This is a genomic window from Mycobacterium sp. (assembly GCF_035499775.1).
Taxonomy (GTDB): domain Bacteria; phylum Actinomycetota; class Actinomycetes; order Mycobacteriales; family Mycobacteriaceae; genus Mycobacterium.
This window is the reverse complement of the sequence record NZ_DATJYB010000453.1, coordinates 1-13,944: the sequence shown is the minus strand read 5'-3', so window position 1 is coordinate 13,944 and position 13,944 is coordinate 1. Positions and strand designations below refer to the sequence as shown.

Sequence of the window (13,944 nt, the reverse complement as noted above, 5' to 3'; positions counted from 1 at the left end):
CACCCGCCGCATAAGAATTGTCCGAACGTACTTGAGCACACACTTGGAGGCCCGCTGCGGTGAGTGAGCTCAGGGCAGTGCCCGGCCTGCTGGAGCCGGCGTCAGAACACCTTGGCCGCATCGAAACGATGCTGTCAGACGCACACCAGGCGGCAGCGCTGTCGATCAGCGGTGTGCTGCCCGCAGGAGCCGACGAGGTATCGGCAACGGTCACGGCATTGTTCAACGACCACGCCCAGGCGTATCTGCAGCTCGGTGCCAGGGCGACCGGTCGGCTGCAGCAGTTCGCCCAGACGTTGGTCGCTGCCACGGACGCCTATCTGCAGGCCGAGCAGCAAGCGCTTCAGGTGCTGCGCGACGACATCACCACGCTGGAAGCGCCGCTGATCCCTTACTTCGAGCAAGTGTTCGGCAAGCCGCCGACCGACATCACGCCGATCACCGTCCCCACGGATTCGTCTGTCGGCCTGATCGTGGGTGGCACCAATAACCCGTTCTCGACGTGGACGTTGAAGCCGATCACGGATTTGTACCTGTCGAACACCGCAGTCAACACTTTGGTCTATACACCCGAGCAGTTCTGGCCCCTGACACCAGCTTTCGGTGGCCTGACGTTAGGGCAGTCTGTCGCGCAAGGCACCACACTCGTCGGACAGGCGATCGGCACAGAGCTGGCGGCGGGAAACCAGGTGACGGTGTGGGGCACGTCGCAAAGCGCCGTGATTCTCACCAACGAGATACGCAACCTGATGGCCGCCGGATCACCGGACGCGGGCAAGTTGTCGTTCATCCTGACCGGCGACCCGAACAACCCGAACGGCGGTGTCCTGGAACGCTTTACCGGAGGATACATCCCGGTGCTGGACCTTCTCGCCAACGGCGCAACACCTCCGGACAGCCCCTATACGACCGCCGTCTACACCAACCAGTACGACGCCATCAGCAACTTTCCCCGCTACCCGCTGAACGTTGTGTCGGACCTCAACGCCATCGTGGGCGCGTTCAACGGTCAGCATGCGTACACCAACGCGCGAACCTACTATCAGCTGCCCACCTCACCCGACTACACCGGGCACACGACCTACTACATGTCGTTGGACAACACGCTGCCGCTGCTCCAACCGCTGCGCGCGATGGGGACCTTCGGAAACGCGGTGGCCGATCTCGTCCAGCCCGACCTGCGGGTGATTGTGGACATGGGCTACGGCAGCGGCGAGTACGCCAATATCCCGACTCCGGCTTCGTTGCTTGCGATCCCTGACTTGCCGGTCATCGGGCACGACCTGATTACCGGCACAGTGCAGGGGCTGAACGCGTTTGGGGTGGACAACGGCTGGCTGCCGCCGTCCGAGTTCCCCAGCGCCTACCCGTATCTCCCAGTGCTGGACCCGGGATTGCATGTCAACGTCGGCCAACCCAGCGTGACAGCACTCTCGCTCCTCACGACCGCAGAGGGAGCGGCATTCGCTGACCTCGGACAGATACCGCCGTGGGACGGGTACCTCTAGCTACTGCGGGGTCACCAGAGCGAAAACCTGCTTGGCGACCTTTAACATCCAGCCGGTCACGGTCGGCCCGTGATCGCGGGGCCAGTTCAGCTGAAAGCTGATCACCCACGGCTGTTGTGTCTTGTCGACGGCGTACCAGCTGAACGTCAGGTCGCCCGGCAGGCCACCGGCTTTCGCACCGATGTACGGCCAGTCGTTGCGATCCAGCTGGATACCTGACACGGCGGACAGTATTTTGCGGACCGGCGCGGCTTGGTTCACCGCGTCGGCCTGCAATGTCGCATGCACCCGGCAGATGTCCTCGGCGCTGCCATACCATTCCGCCCCGTAGCTGGAGGCCGGAGTGTGGGCCCGGATTGGATCAGGTTGGTAGGGAGTGGAATTCGCCTGCTGCAGCAACTGGGCGCGCACTTGCGGCGACGACGCCTGCTTCCACTGGTCGCGCACATCCGGCTTACCCCAGCCAACCGAGAACAGCTCGTACATGGTGGGGAAGGGCGTCATACTGCCCGGGTCGTGGTGCCCGGCGCTGGCCAGCGCCTGCTCGATGGCATGCGTGCCCAACCGTTCGATCAGCAGGTCGGTAGCCATGTTGTCACTGGTGGCGATCATCTTCTCGGCGGCCGTGCGAACCGAAACATGGTCCCCGGCAACCAATCCCAAGCCCGAGGAGCCTACGGCCCGGCTCTTGTCGGTGACGGTCAGCTGATCGTCCCAGGACACCGTCCCGTTCCTCACCCCGGTCGCCACCGCGTGCAGTACGTACAACTTGAAAATCGATGCCAGCGGCAGGGATTCGCCGGTGTTGGTGCCGGCTACCGGTTCGCAGCGGCCGTCGTCGACCTTGGCCACCTGGTAGGAGTAGCGCGCGCCGGTCTTGCCCAGCACCGCGTCGACGTCACGCCACGACTTGATCGACGGCGCCTGCGTTTCGACTTCGAACGAGTCGACCCACCTGCCCAAGTCGGTGTGCAGTCGGATGTCCTGTCGCGCGCCGTACGAGGAGGTCAGATGCAGGGTGGCGACCCTGGTGCCGAGGTCGACGCCGTCCAGCGTGAAGGGGCGATCCCACCAGAGCCCCTCCATGGTGGTCGTCACCGAGTCGACCTTGTCGTCCGCGGCCAACGTACGGACCCCGACCGGGCCGATGGGCCAGTCCGAATTGAGCATGTCCAGGGTCTGCTGGGCGCGAAGGCCCGCCGGCGTCCTGGTGTCGATCTGTCTGCTTGGGTTCGCCGCGTTCGCCGGGGGGGTGGGGGAAGGGGCGCACCCGGGTGTCAGGGTTACGACGAGTGCCGCGGCGGCGCCCAGTGCCGTCGCGCGGTGTCGCACCCGGCGCCGGCTACCCCGGCTGGCCGGATCCGGCAACGTCCAGCACAACCTCGAATTCCAGCAACGACGCGCCAGTCGCCACCGGGTTGGCCCGGTGGCCGGCATGGGCTTCGATGGCGGGCCCGGTAGCCCACGCCTGGAATGCTTCATCGGACTCCCAGTGTGTCACCACGAAGTAGCGGTTTTCGCCTTTGACCGGGCGCAATAGCTGGAAGCCGAGGAAACCGGGAGAGTTCTCGACCGCATGCGCACGGTGGGCGAACCGCTTTTCCAGCTCTGGGCCGGCGTCCGCGGGCACCTCGATTGCGTTGATCTTCACCACTGGCGGCATGCCGCTAGGCTACCTGTGCCGGGTGCCCGGCAAGCGAGCAGGTCACGCAAGATGGGAGTATGCCCAGCGACCTGTTGACCCACCACGGCGGACAGGGCGGGCCGTTGATACTGGTACACGGCCTGATGGGCCGGGGCACCACCTGGCCGCGTCAGATACCGTGGCTGACCCGGTTGGGCACGGTGTACACCTACGACGCGCCGTGGCACCGCGGCCGCGACGTGTTCGACTCCCACCCGATCAGCACCGAACGGTTCGTGGCCGATCTCGGTGACGCGGTGGCGTCGCTCGGGGCGCCGGTCCGGCTGATCGGGCATTCGATGGGTGCCCTGCACTCCTGGTGTCTGGCCGCCGAGCACCCGGAACTGGTGTCGGCGCTGGTGCTCGAGGACATGGCGCCGGACTTCCGCGGCCGCACCACCAGTGAGTGGGAGCCCTGGCTGCAGGCTCTTCCGGTCGAATTCGATTCCGAGCAGCAAATATTCGCCGAATTCGGCGGATCCATCGCCGGCCAGTACTTCCTGGAAGCCTTCGACCGCGTCGCGACGGGCTGGCGGCTGCACGGTCACACCTCGTGGTGGATCGACATCGCCGCCGAGTGGGGCACCCGCGACTACTGGGACCAGTGGTCGGCCGTGCGGGCGCCGGCGCTGCTGATCGAGGCCGGCACTTCCGTCACGCCTCCGGGGCAAATGCTGAAGATGGCTGAAAAGGACGATTCGACAACGTATTTGCGCGTTCCTGAAGCTGGTCACCTGGTGCACGACGAAGCGCCGCAGGTGTACCGGGAGGCGGTCGAGGCGTTCCTGGCGGGCGTCCAACCACGCGACTGAGGCGCTTTATCGCTCGGCACGACGGCCACAGCACTATCTGATAAATTCTTCAATTGATCGAATATAGGAAATCATAAGTCTTCAGGAGATTGGGCCGTGACAGAACCCCTGTACAAAGTCAAGGCCGAGTTCTTCAAGACGCTCGGGCATCCGGCGCGGATCAGGGTCCTCGAGCTTCTGGTGGAAGGGGATAAGACGGTCGGCGAACTGTTGCCCGAGGTTGGCCTCGAGGCCTCGAACCTGTCCCAGCAACTGGGCGTGCTGCGGCGCGCCGGCGTGGTCGAGGGGCTGCGGGACGGCAACACGATGATCTACTCGATCGCCTCGCCGGACATCGCCGAATTGCTGATGGTGGCGCGCAAGGTTCTCACCGGGGTGCTCAGCGGCCGCGTCGCCGTGCTGGAGGACCTGCGGGCCGGCGCGGGGTAGCGGTCATGGGCTGGATTCGCAAAGCGCTGGCGGTCGGCCGGATCGTCGAAGCCCCCGAGCCCGCCGCCCCGGCGCCCGAGCAGGCGATGGAACCTCCTGCGGGAGTGCGTGGCTCGCTACAGATCCGGCACGTCGACGCGGGTTCGTGCAATGGCTGCGAGATAGAGATCTCGGGCGCCTTCGGCCCGGTGTATGACCTCGAGCGGTTCGGTGCGCGGTTGGTGGCCTCGCCGCGTCACGCGGACGCGTTGCTGGTGACCGGTGTCGTGACCCGCAACATGGCCGGTCCGTTGCTGGCCACGATCGACGCGACGCCGCGACCGCGGGTGGTGATCGCCTGCGGGGACTGTGCCCTGAACCGAGGGGTGTTCGGGAACGGCTACGGCGTGGCCGGAGCGGTGGATGAGCTGGTTGAGGTGGATGTGGAGATTCCCGGCTGCCCGCCGACACCGAGCGAGATCGTCGCGGCCGTCAGATCGGTGACCGGCAAGTGACCGCAGGGCCGGCCTCCAGTGTGGCGTCTGCCCCAGAACTGTTGCCCCGCAATGACTTCAGCTCGGCCATCGCGGGGATACTGACATCGCTGACCGGCGCCGCCGGGGTGTGGGCAGGCGCGCTGGGAATGTTCGGTCCGGCTCGCGAAGTCCGCATCGGCTGGCTGCTGCCGCTGTCCGGCGTGCGGCTCAGCCTGGATCCGCTGGGCGGCTTCTTCATGGCGATCACCGGCGCAGTAGCGGTAGCCGTCGGGCTGTACCTGGGGGGCTATGGCAGACACGGGACCCGGCACGGACATCTGGGCCGCGTCGCGCTGACCGTGTTGCCGATGTTCGTGGCGGCGATGCTGCTGGTTCCCGCCGCCGCGTCGGTGTCGACGTTCCTGCTGGCCTGGGAGCTGATGGCGATCGCGTCGCTGGTGCTGGTCGCCACCGAGCACAGCCGCGCGCAGGTTCGTTCCGCCGCATTGGTCTACGCGGTGATGACCCAGTTGGGGTTCGTGGCGATCCTGCTGGGGCTGATGGTGTTGTCGGTGACCGGCGGCGCGGACCGGTTCGCCGACCTACACCCGATACCGCAGGGTGCGCGAACCGCGGTGTTTGTGTTGACCGTGGCGGGGTTCGGGTCGAAGGCCGGACTGGTGCCGCTGCATGCCTGGCTGCCGCGCGCCCACCCGGAGGCGCCCAGCCCAGTCTCGGCGCTGATGAGCGCCGCGATGGTCAACCTGGGCGGCTACGGCATTTGCCGGGTCGACCTGCAACTGCTCGGGCCGGGACCGCGCTGGTGGGGGCTCACGTTGCTGGCCGTCGGCGCGGTGTCGGCGCTCTATGGCGTGGTGCAAGCGTCGGTGGCCACGGATCTCAAACGGCTGCTTGCCTATTCGACGACCGAGAACCTCGGGTTGATCGTGTTGGCCCTGGGGGCCGCGACGCTGTTCGACGCCTGCGGTGCGCACCGGCCGGCGACGATCGCCGCCGCGGCGGCCATGCTGCACCTGATCGCGCACGCGGCGTTCAAATGCCTCGGTTTCCTGGCGGCCGGGTCCGTCCTGGCCGCGACCGGGCTGCGTGACCTCGACCGGTTGGGCGGCCTGGCCCGCCGGATGCCTGCCACCACCGCTCTGTTCGGGGTGGCTGCGCTGGGGGCGTGCGGGTTGCCTTTGGGCGCCGGCTTCGTCAGCGAGTGGTTGCTGGTCCAGTCGCTGATCCACGCGGCACCGGGGAACGCGACCCTGCTGGCGCTGACGACGCCGCCGGCCGTCGGCGCCGTGGCACTCACGGCGGGGCTGGGCGTAGCGGCCATGGTCAAGGCGTTCGGGATCGGTTTCCTTGCCCGGCCCCGGAGCCCCGAGGCAGCCCAGGCCCGCGAGGCGCCGGGAAGCATGCTGGCGGGCATGGCCATCGCGGCGACGGCCTGCATCATGTTGGCCGTGGCGCCCTCGGCCGTCGCACCCGCGCTGCGCCGCGCGGTTACCGCGCTGCCCCCGGCCCGGGCGGTGCAGATCACCGATTTCGGAACGTACGTGCGGCTACCCGGCCTGCAGGGCTCGATCGCGCCCGGGGTGATAGCCGTTGGCTTCGCGGCGGCCGCACTGGCCGCGGCCACCCTGGCGGGTTGGCGTCGGTGGCGGCGTCCGGCACCGGCGACCTTGCCGCTATGGGCCTGTGGCGCAGACGGTCTCACCGCGCGCATGCAGTACACGGCCACGTCGTTCGCCGAACCGTTACAACGGGTATTCGACGACATCCTGCGTCCCGATACCGACATCGAGGTCACTCACGTCGCCGAGTCGCGCTACATGGCCGACAGCATCACCTACCGCACCAGAATCGCCGATGCGATCGAGGAGCGCTGCTACACACCGCTGATCCGGCTGGTGCTCGCTGGCGCGGACATCGCCCGACGGGCCCACACCGGCAGCGTGCACCTGTACCTGGCCTACGGCGCCCTCGGCGTGCTGGTGGTGTTGGTGGTGGCCCGATGAACGTGCTGTCCTACGTCGCCGGCGCGGTGCAGATCGGCGCCGTGATGGCCGGGGCGCCGCTGGTGGTCGGCCTGACCCGGCAGGTCCGGGCCCGGTGGGAGGGCCGCGCCGGCGGCGGGCTGCTGCAGCCATGGCGCGACATACGCAAACAGCTTGGCAAGCAACAGATCAGGCCACTCGGCACAACTGTGGTGTTCGCGGCCGCGCCGGCCGTTGTGGCCGGGTCGACGTTGCTGATAGCCGCGATCGCGCCGTTGGTCGCCACGGGATCGCCGCTGGACGCCGGCGCGGACCTGTTCGCGGTGGTGGGGTTGCTGTTCGTGGGCACCGTCGCGCTGACGCTGGCCGGCATCGACACCGGCACCTCGTTCGGCGGCATGGGCGCCAGCCGCGAAATCACCATCGCGGCCCTGGTCGAACCGACGATTCTGTTGGCCGTCTTCGCGCTGTCCATCCCGGCAGGATCCGCCAATCTCGGTGCGCTGGTATCGAATACCACCACACACCCCGGGCAGGTGGTGTCGCTGACCGCGGTGCTGGCCTTCGCCGCACTGGTGATCGTGATCGTCGCCGAGACCGGGCGCCTTCCGGTGGACAACCCGGCCACCCACCTCGAGCTGACGATGGTGCACGAGGCGATGGTCCTGGAATACGCCGGCCCGCGCCTGGCGCTGGTCGAGTGGGCGGCCGGCATGCGGCTGACCGTCCTGCTGGCGCTGTTGGCAAACCTGTTCGCGCCGTGGGGCATCGCCGGTCGCCAACCCGGCGTGGTCGAAATCGTCGTCGGCGTCGTCGCGTCGGCCGCCAAGGTCGCCCTGTTGGCGGGGCTGCTGGCGACCGTCGAGGTGTTCGTTGCCAAGTTGCGACTGTTCCGGGTGCCCGAACTGCTGGCCGGGTCGTTTCTGCTCGCGCTGCTCGCGGTGACCTCCGCCAATTTCTTCGCGGTGCCGGCGTGACGTACAACAGCTTCACCGTTTTGGTCGACCTCGCCGCGGGCGCCCTGACCTTGGCCGCGGTCCTGATCGTGTGGCGCCGCGACCTGACCGCCATCATCCGCCTGCTGGCGTGTCAGGGCGTCGCCCTGGCGGCGATCCCCATCCTGCGCGGCGGGTACGGCGGCGACGGTGTGCTCATCTGCCTTGGCGCCGCGGTGCTGGTGCTGCGAGCCTCGGTACTGCCGTGGCTGCTGGCCCGCGCGCTCGGAGCTGAGCCGGCGTCCCACCGCGAGGCCACCCCGCTGATGAACACCGCCACATCGCTGTTGGTCACCGCTGCGCTGACGCTCACCGCTTTCGCGGCCACGCGCACCCTGGTGAACCTACAGCCCGCAGCCTCGACCAACGCGGTACCGGCAGCCACGGCGGTGGTCCTCATCGCGCTGTTGGTGATGGTCACGCGGCGGCACGCACTTTCCCAGGCGGCTGGATTCCTCATGCTGGACAACGGAATCGCCGCGACCGCCTTCCTGCTCACGGCCGGGGTGCCGCTGATCGTCGAGCTCGGCGCATCCCTGGACGTGCTGTTCGCCGTCATCGTGATCGGCGTTCTGACTGGCCGGCTGTCGCGCACCTTCGGCGGCGTGGACCTCGATGCGCTACAGGAGCTGCACGACTGATGACCGGCCTACTGCTCGCCGCGATCCTGGCGCCGATCGTCGCGTCGATCGCCGTCGTCCTCGGCGGATGGCGCCGGGTGACCGCCACGCTGATCGTCGCGTCGGCGGTGACCGTGCTCGGCTGCGGCGTCGCACTGGGCGCGCGCGTCGAATCGGCGGCCCGCTTCGCGCTGGGCGGGCTGCTGCGGGTGGACGCGCTCACCGTCACCATGCTCGTCGTCATCGGAGTCGTCGCCACGCTGGCGACCTGGGCCAGCATCGGCTACATCGACGCCGAGGTCGCCCACGGCCACACCGACGCGCGCGGCGCTCGGGCGTACGGTGCGCTGACTGCCGCGTTCCTGGCGGCGATGGTGCTCGCGGTGTGCGCCAACAACATCGGCGTCATCTGGGTCGCCATCGAAGCCACCACGGTGATCACCGCATTTCTGGTCGGACACCGCCGCACCCGCGGAGCGGTCGAGGCGACCTGGAAGTACGTGATAATTTGCTCGGTCGGCATCGCGATCGCCTTTCTGGGCACCGTGTTGCTGTACTACGCCGCCGAGCACGCCGGTGCGCCGGCTGCGGCGGCCTTGAATCTCGACGTGCTGACCGCTCGTGCCGGCGGTCTTGATCCCGGCACCGCTCGCTTGGCCGGAGGGCTGCTGCTGATCGGCTACGGCGCCAAAGCGGGGCTGTTCCCGTTTCACACCTGGCTGGCCGACGCCCACAGTCAGGCTCCGGCACCCGTTTCGGCGTTGATGAGCGGAGTGCTGCTCTCGGTGGCGTTCTCGGTGCTGATCCGCATCAGGCCGATCATCGACGCCGCCGCCAAACCCACCTTCATGCGTTCGGGGTTGCTGGTAATCGGCCTGGCGACGCTGGTGATCGCGGCACTGATGCTGACCGTGACACCCGACATCAAACGGATGTTGGCCTACTCCTCGATGGAGAACCTCGGCCTGATCGCGATCGCGGCGGCCGCCGGAACCACGCTGGCGATCGCCGCGCTGCTGTTGCACGTGTTGGCGCACGGGATCGGCAAGACCGTTTTGTTCCTGGCGAGCGGTCAACTGCAGGCCGCACACGACTCGACGGCGATCGCCGACATCACCGCCGTGCTGCAACGGTCCCGCTTGATCGGTGTCTCGCTCGCCGTCGGGGTGGTTGTGCTGCTCGGGCTGCCGCCGTTCGCGATGTTCGCCAGCGAGTTGGCCATCGTTCGCTCGCTGGTCGACGCCCGGCTCACCTGGGTCCTCGGCGCCGGCCTGCTCATGATCGCGGTCGCCTTCGCCGCGCTGGCGCGCAACTCGGGCCGGATCCTGTTGGGCAGCGACGCCGGCGCACCTGCGATCGCCGTTCCGCCGACGGTGGCCGCGGCGCTGCTGCTCGGCGTCGCGGCATCGATCGCCCTCGGTGTCACCGCGGGCCCGCTGGCGGCCCTGTTCACCGCCGCGGCCGGCATCGTCGGGGCCTCGCCGTGACTCGTAACCTTCTGAACCACAGGCTGTCTCAGGATGATCTCGCCGAGAAGGCAGCAGAACTGCTGGGCGGCGGGTTTCGCCTGGGCCTGGTGGCGGCCCACGACCACGGTGCCGAATTCCGCATCGTCTACCTGTTCCTCGCCGGCTGGCCCGATCGTCGTGTGGAGCTCGAATGCGTTGTGCCCAAAGATGATCCGTCGGTGCGTTCGCTGGCTTACCTGTCGTTTGCGGCGGGCCGGTTCGAGCGCGAAATGGTGGACCTTTACGGGGTCCGGCCGGTCGGACACCCCAAGTTGCGCCCGCTGGTGCGTCACGCTCACTGGCCCGAGGCATGGCACCCCATGCGCGGCACCGCCGGGCCCACGCCCGAATCGTCGGAATTCGGCGGGGCCGGCGATTTCCCGTTCGTCACGGTCGAGGGGCCCGGGGTGTATGAGATCCCGGTCGGCCCGGTACATGCCGGGCTGATCGAGCCCGGCCATTTTCGCTTCTCGGTGGCGGGCGAAACGGTGCTGCGGCTCAAGGCCCGACTCTGGTTCGTCCACCGGGGCCTGGAAAAGCTCTTCGAGGGACGTCGGGCCGGCGGCGCGGTCGATTTGGCCGAACGTGTCAGCGGCGATACCTCCGTCGCGCACGCGCTTGCCCACAGCCTGGCCGTCGAGGACGCGCTCAGTGTCGACCTGCCGGAGGAGGCGCACCGGCTGCGCGCCCTGCTCGTCGAGCTCGAACGGCTCTACAACCACATCACCGACTTGGGCGCGCTGGCCAACGACGTCGGATTCGGGCTGGCCAACGCGCACGCTCTGCGCATCCGTGAAGAGCTGTTGCGGCTCAACGCCGCAGTCACTGGACATCGGCTGCTGCGCGGCGCCGTCCGCCCGGGCGCGGTCACGCTGCGGGCGCTGCCCGACACATCCCGGCTGCGCTGCGTGGCGGCCGACGTCGCCGAGGTCGCCGAACTCACCCTGCGCAACAATGGCGTATACGACCGGTTCGCCGGGACCGCCGCGCTGAACCTGCCAGATGCCACCGCCCTGGGATGCCTCGGCTACGTGGCACGCGCCAGCGGTATGCGTACCGACGCCAGGCTCGAGCACCCCACCACCGCGCTGCCCGTCACCGAGGTCGGCGCCGTCGCGGGTGATGTGTTGGCCCGCTACACCGTGCGTCGCGACGAGTTCGCCGCCGCCGCCGAGTTGGCCTGCCACTTGATCGAATCCCACACCGGTCCGACAACATTGACCAAACCCCTGCCCGCGCACCGCAGCGCCCGCGGCGGCCGTAGCGGCAGAGGCATCGTCGAGGGCTGGCGCGGCACCATCGTGCACCGCGTCGAGATCGACGACGCCGATCGCATCACCCGTGCCAAGATCGTCGACCCGTCCTGGTTCAACTGGCCCGCGTTGCCCGTCGCGATGGCCGACACCATCGTTCCCGACTTCCCCTTGGCCAACAAAAGCTTCAACCAGTCCTATGCCGCCAACGATCTGTGAGGAGTTACTCTTCGCCCGCCAAGGCGAACCGACCGTCGGCGGTCTGGGTCACCAGGCCGTCGTCGAGCAGCGAGAAGAGCGCCCGGTCGCGCTGGGCGGTGTCGGTCAGCCAGGCCACGTCCAACTGGGCGCGAGTGATCGGAGAGTCGTTGTTGCGCAACACATCCAGCAGCCGACCGCGGACCTGACGGTCGGTTCCGGCGTAGCTCTGGACGCGCCGGGCGGGCCCGGTTGCCGGCGGATAACCGCGACGGCGCCACGCGCAGGCGTCAAGGGGACACAGCCCGCACCGCGGAGCCCGCGCCGTGCACACCGTCGCGCCCAGCTCCATCAGCGCCACCGAAAAGCGCGGTGCCGTTTCGTCATCCGGCAGCAGCGCCGACACGTCGGCGTTGTCGCGGGTGGCCGACGGCGCCGCGGCGTCGGCGCGGCCGTGCACGGCGCGGGCCACCACGCGACGCACATTGGTGTCCACCACCGGCACCGGCCGGCGGTAGGCGAAGCACGCCACGGCCCGGGCGGTGTAGCTGCCGACGCCGGGCAGCGTCAGCAGGACCTCGATGTCGTCGGGGACCACATCGCCGTGCTCACGGGCTATCACCGTGGCGCACTCGTGCAACCGCTTGGCCCGCCGGGGATAGCCGAGCTTGCCCCAGGCGCGCAGCACATCTGCCGCACTCGCTGCGGCGGTAGCCGACGGGGTGGGCCAGCGTCGCACCCACTCGGTCCAGATCGGCAGCACCCGGGCAACCGGCGTCTGCTGCAGCATGAACTCGCTGACCAGGATCTGCCAGGCGCTCACCCCGGGCTCGCGCCAGGGCAGGTCGCGGCGCGACCGGTCGTACCACCCCAGAAGTTCATTTGAAGGGATCTGCGATGGGCTGGCCATCACCGCGGCTTCCGGCAGAATGTGGGCCATGCCCAACACCAACCCGGTAACCGCATGGAAAGCACTCAAAGAGGGTAACGAGCGATTCGTTGCCGGCAAGCCAGCACACCCGAGCCAGAGCGTCGAGCATCGAGCCAGCCTGGCCGCCGGTCAGAAGCCGACCGCGGTCATCTTCGGCTGTGCGGACAGCCGGGTGGCCGCCGAGCTCATCTTCGACCAGGGTCTGGGCGACGTGTTCGTGGTTCGCACCGCTGGGCAGGCCATCGACTCGGCGGTGCTGGGCTCCATCGAGTATGCGGTGACCGTGCTGGGCGTGCCGCTCATCGTCGTCCTCGGCCACAGCAGCTGCGGCGCAGTCAAGGCCACCATCGACGCAATCGACAAAGGCGCGATACCGGGGGGTTTCGTGCGGGACGTGGTGGAACGCGTCACGCCGTCGATCCTGGCGGGCCGGCGCGACGGCTTGAGCCGTGTCGACGAGCTCGAGCAACGGCACGTGAGCGAGACGCTGCAGCAGCTCGCGACGCGTTCTGTGGCTATCGCGGAGCGGGTGGACGCCGGGACCGTGGCGCTGGCCGGCGTCACCTACCAGCTCGCCGAAGGCAAGGCGGAGCTGGTCGACCACGTCGGCGATATAGGGGAATAGGGGGGAGTAGGGGCCGGAATTCCCCGGCCCCTACATGTTCGGGGGCCAGCTAACCTCGCGACACGCCGAGGCGGGTCGAACAAGTCGGCGTGACCTGGGCCTACGGTGTGAATGTGCTGGATCTTGAACCGCGTGGCCCGCTACCTACCGAGATTTACTGGCGGCGCAGAGGTCTGGCGCTGGGCATTGCGGTGGTCGTGATCGGGATCGCGGTTGCGACGATCATTGCCTTCGTAAGCAGCAGCGCCGGCGCCAAACCCGCCAGTGCCGAGAAACCGGGTTCGGCGCAAAGCCACCCCGGTTCGGGCGCGCCCCAGGCACCGCCCCCGCCAGGCAGCCCCGCGGCGGCGCCGCCGCAAGGACCGAACCCGCCACAGGGACAGAACCCGGAGACTCCGACGCAGACAGCCGCAGTGCAACCGCCGCCGGTGCTGAAGGAGGGGGACGACTGCCCCGATTCGACGCTGGCCGTCAAAGGCCTGACCAACGCGCCGCAGTACTTCGTCGGTGACCAGCCGAAATTCACCATGGTCGTCACCAACATCGGGCTGGTGGCCTGCAAGCGTGACGTCGGCGCCGCGGTGCTCGCGGCCTACGTGTACTCGCTGGACAACAAGCGGCTGTGGTCCAACCTGGACTGCGCGCCGTCCAACGAGACGCTGGTCAAGACCTTCACGCCGGGCGAGCAGGTGACGACCGCGGTGACCTGGACCGGGATGGGCTCGGCGTCGCACTGCCCGTTGCCGCGGCCGGCGATCGGGGCCGGCACCTACAACCTCGTGGTGCAGCTGGGCAACCTGCGCTCGCAGCCGGTTCCGTTCGTCCTGAACCAGCCGCCACCGCCGCCGGGACCCGCGCCGGGTGCTCCTGCGGCCCCCGCACCGCCGGAGGCGCCGCCGGCGCCGGGACCGGCGCCCGCACCC

General features: G+C 68.6%; 14 protein-coding genes. 11 read left to right on the top strand and 3 right to left on the bottom strand.

All coding sequences use genetic code 11. The features are described from left to right. The first annotated feature begins 59 nt into the window (after positions 1–59). Positions 60–1,508, top strand: a complete 1,449-nt coding sequence (locus VML93_RS28105; protein ID WP_325615530.1) for a PE-PPE domain-containing protein — start codon at positions 60–62, stop codon at positions 1,506–1,508. Here VML93_RS28105 and VML93_RS28100 read toward each other — a convergent pair whose 3' ends face one another. Both VML93_RS28100 and mhuD read right to left on the bottom strand, forming a co-directional pair. Beyond that, positions 1,509–2,888 carry a serine hydrolase gene (locus VML93_RS28100; RefSeq protein ID WP_414686467.1) on the bottom strand — a complete coding sequence of 460 codons (1,380 nt, stop codon included), beginning with the start codon at positions 2,886–2,888 and terminating at the stop codon, positions 1,509–1,511. Further along, positions 2,851–3,171, bottom strand: a complete 321-nt coding sequence (mhuD, locus tag VML93_RS28095) for a mycobilin-forming heme oxygenase MhuD (protein ID WP_325615528.1) — start codon at positions 3,169–3,171, stop codon at positions 2,851–2,853. The genes VML93_RS28100 and mhuD overlap by 38 nt, the downstream gene beginning before the upstream one ends. Before the next feature lie 59 nt (positions 3,172–3,230). Between mhuD and VML93_RS28090 the strand changes: the two genes are divergently transcribed. From VML93_RS28090 to VML93_RS28055, 8 genes are all read left to right on the top strand, one after another. Beyond that, positions 3,231–4,004 carry an alpha/beta hydrolase gene (locus VML93_RS28090; protein ID WP_325615527.1) on the top strand — a complete coding sequence of 258 codons (774 nt, stop codon included), beginning with the start codon at positions 3,231–3,233 and terminating at the stop codon, positions 4,002–4,004. A gap of 96 nt (positions 4,005–4,100) precedes the next feature. After that, on the top strand, positions 4,101–4,433 hold the full coding sequence (locus VML93_RS28085) for a lsr2/espR transcriptional regulator (protein ID WP_325615526.1): 333 nt from the start codon (positions 4,101–4,103) through the stop codon (positions 4,431–4,433). Positions 4,434–4,438: 5 nt separating this feature from the next. After that, positions 4,439–4,927: an NADH-quinone oxidoreductase subunit B family protein gene (locus VML93_RS28080; RefSeq protein ID WP_325615525.1), complete on the top strand. Its 489-nt coding sequence runs from the start codon at positions 4,439–4,441 to the stop codon at positions 4,925–4,927. Between the two features lie 68 nt (positions 4,928–4,995). Continuing rightward, the gene (locus VML93_RS28075; protein ID WP_325615532.1) at positions 4,996–6,912 is read left to right on the top strand and encodes a proton-conducting transporter membrane subunit; all 1,917 of its coding nucleotides are present in this window, start codon (positions 4,996–4,998) and stop codon (positions 6,910–6,912) included. A gap of 5 nt (positions 6,913–6,917) precedes the next feature. Then, positions 6,918–7,868 carry a respiratory chain complex I subunit 1 family protein gene (locus VML93_RS28070; RefSeq protein WP_325615531.1) on the top strand — a complete coding sequence of 317 codons (951 nt, stop codon included), beginning with the start codon at positions 6,918–6,920 and terminating at the stop codon, positions 7,866–7,868. Beyond that, positions 7,865–8,527 (top strand): hypothetical protein, encoded by a 663-nt coding sequence (locus tag VML93_RS28065; RefSeq protein ID WP_325615524.1) that lies wholly within the window; start codon positions 7,865–7,867, stop codon positions 8,525–8,527. Before VML93_RS28070 ends, VML93_RS28065 begins: the two co-directional genes overlap by 4 nt. Next, the gene (locus tag VML93_RS28060; RefSeq protein ID WP_325615523.1) at positions 8,527–9,993 is read left to right on the top strand and encodes a proton-conducting transporter membrane subunit; all 1,467 of its coding nucleotides are present in this window, start codon (positions 8,527–8,529) and stop codon (positions 9,991–9,993) included. The genes VML93_RS28065 and VML93_RS28060 overlap by 1 nt, the downstream gene beginning before the upstream one ends. Beyond that, the gene (locus VML93_RS28055) at positions 9,990–11,486 is read left to right on the top strand and encodes an NADH-quinone oxidoreductase subunit C (RefSeq protein ID WP_325615522.1); all 1,497 of its coding nucleotides are present in this window, start codon (positions 9,990–9,992) and stop codon (positions 11,484–11,486) included. Before VML93_RS28060 ends, VML93_RS28055 begins: the two co-directional genes overlap by 4 nt. A 4-nt stretch (positions 11,487–11,490) precedes the next feature. Here VML93_RS28055 and VML93_RS28050 read toward each other — a convergent pair whose 3' ends face one another. Beyond that, positions 11,491–12,405, bottom strand: a complete 915-nt coding sequence (locus VML93_RS28050) for an A/G-specific adenine glycosylase (protein ID WP_325615521.1) — start codon at positions 12,403–12,405, stop codon at positions 11,491–11,493. Between VML93_RS28050 and VML93_RS28045 the strand changes: the two genes are divergently transcribed. Both VML93_RS28045 and VML93_RS28040 read left to right on the top strand, forming a co-directional pair. After that, positions 12,404–13,021 (top strand): carbonic anhydrase, encoded by a 618-nt coding sequence (locus tag VML93_RS28045; protein ID WP_325615520.1) that lies wholly within the window; start codon positions 12,404–12,406, stop codon positions 13,019–13,021. The two genes, VML93_RS28050 and VML93_RS28045, sit on opposite strands and share 2 nt — an antisense overlap. 113 nt (positions 13,022–13,134) lie before the next feature. Next, a partial coding sequence (locus tag VML93_RS28040) for a hypothetical protein (protein ID WP_325615519.1) occupies positions 13,135–13,944 on the top strand: 810 nt, incomplete at its 3' end.

Coding starts and splice junctions, on each gene's coding strand:
- VML93_RS28060 (WP_325615523.1), top strand. CDS start 8,527: ATGACCGGCCTACTGCTCGCCGCGATCCTGGCGCCGATCGTCGCGTCG.
- VML93_RS28090 (WP_325615527.1), top strand. CDS start 3,231: ATGCCCAGCGACCTGTTGACCCACCACGGCGGACAGGGCGGGCCGTTG.
- VML93_RS28080 (WP_325615525.1), top strand. CDS start 4,439: ATGGGCTGGATTCGCAAAGCGCTGGCGGTCGGCCGGATCGTCGAAGCC.
- mhuD (WP_325615528.1), bottom strand. CDS start 3,171: ATGCCGCCAGTGGTGAAGATCAACGCAATCGAGGTGCCCGCGGACGCC.
- VML93_RS28050 (WP_325615521.1), bottom strand. CDS start 12,405: ATGGCCCACATTCTGCCGGAAGCCGCGGTGATGGCCAGCCCATCGCAG.
- VML93_RS28045 (WP_325615520.1), top strand. CDS start 12,404: ATGCCCAACACCAACCCGGTAACCGCATGGAAAGCACTCAAAGAGGGT.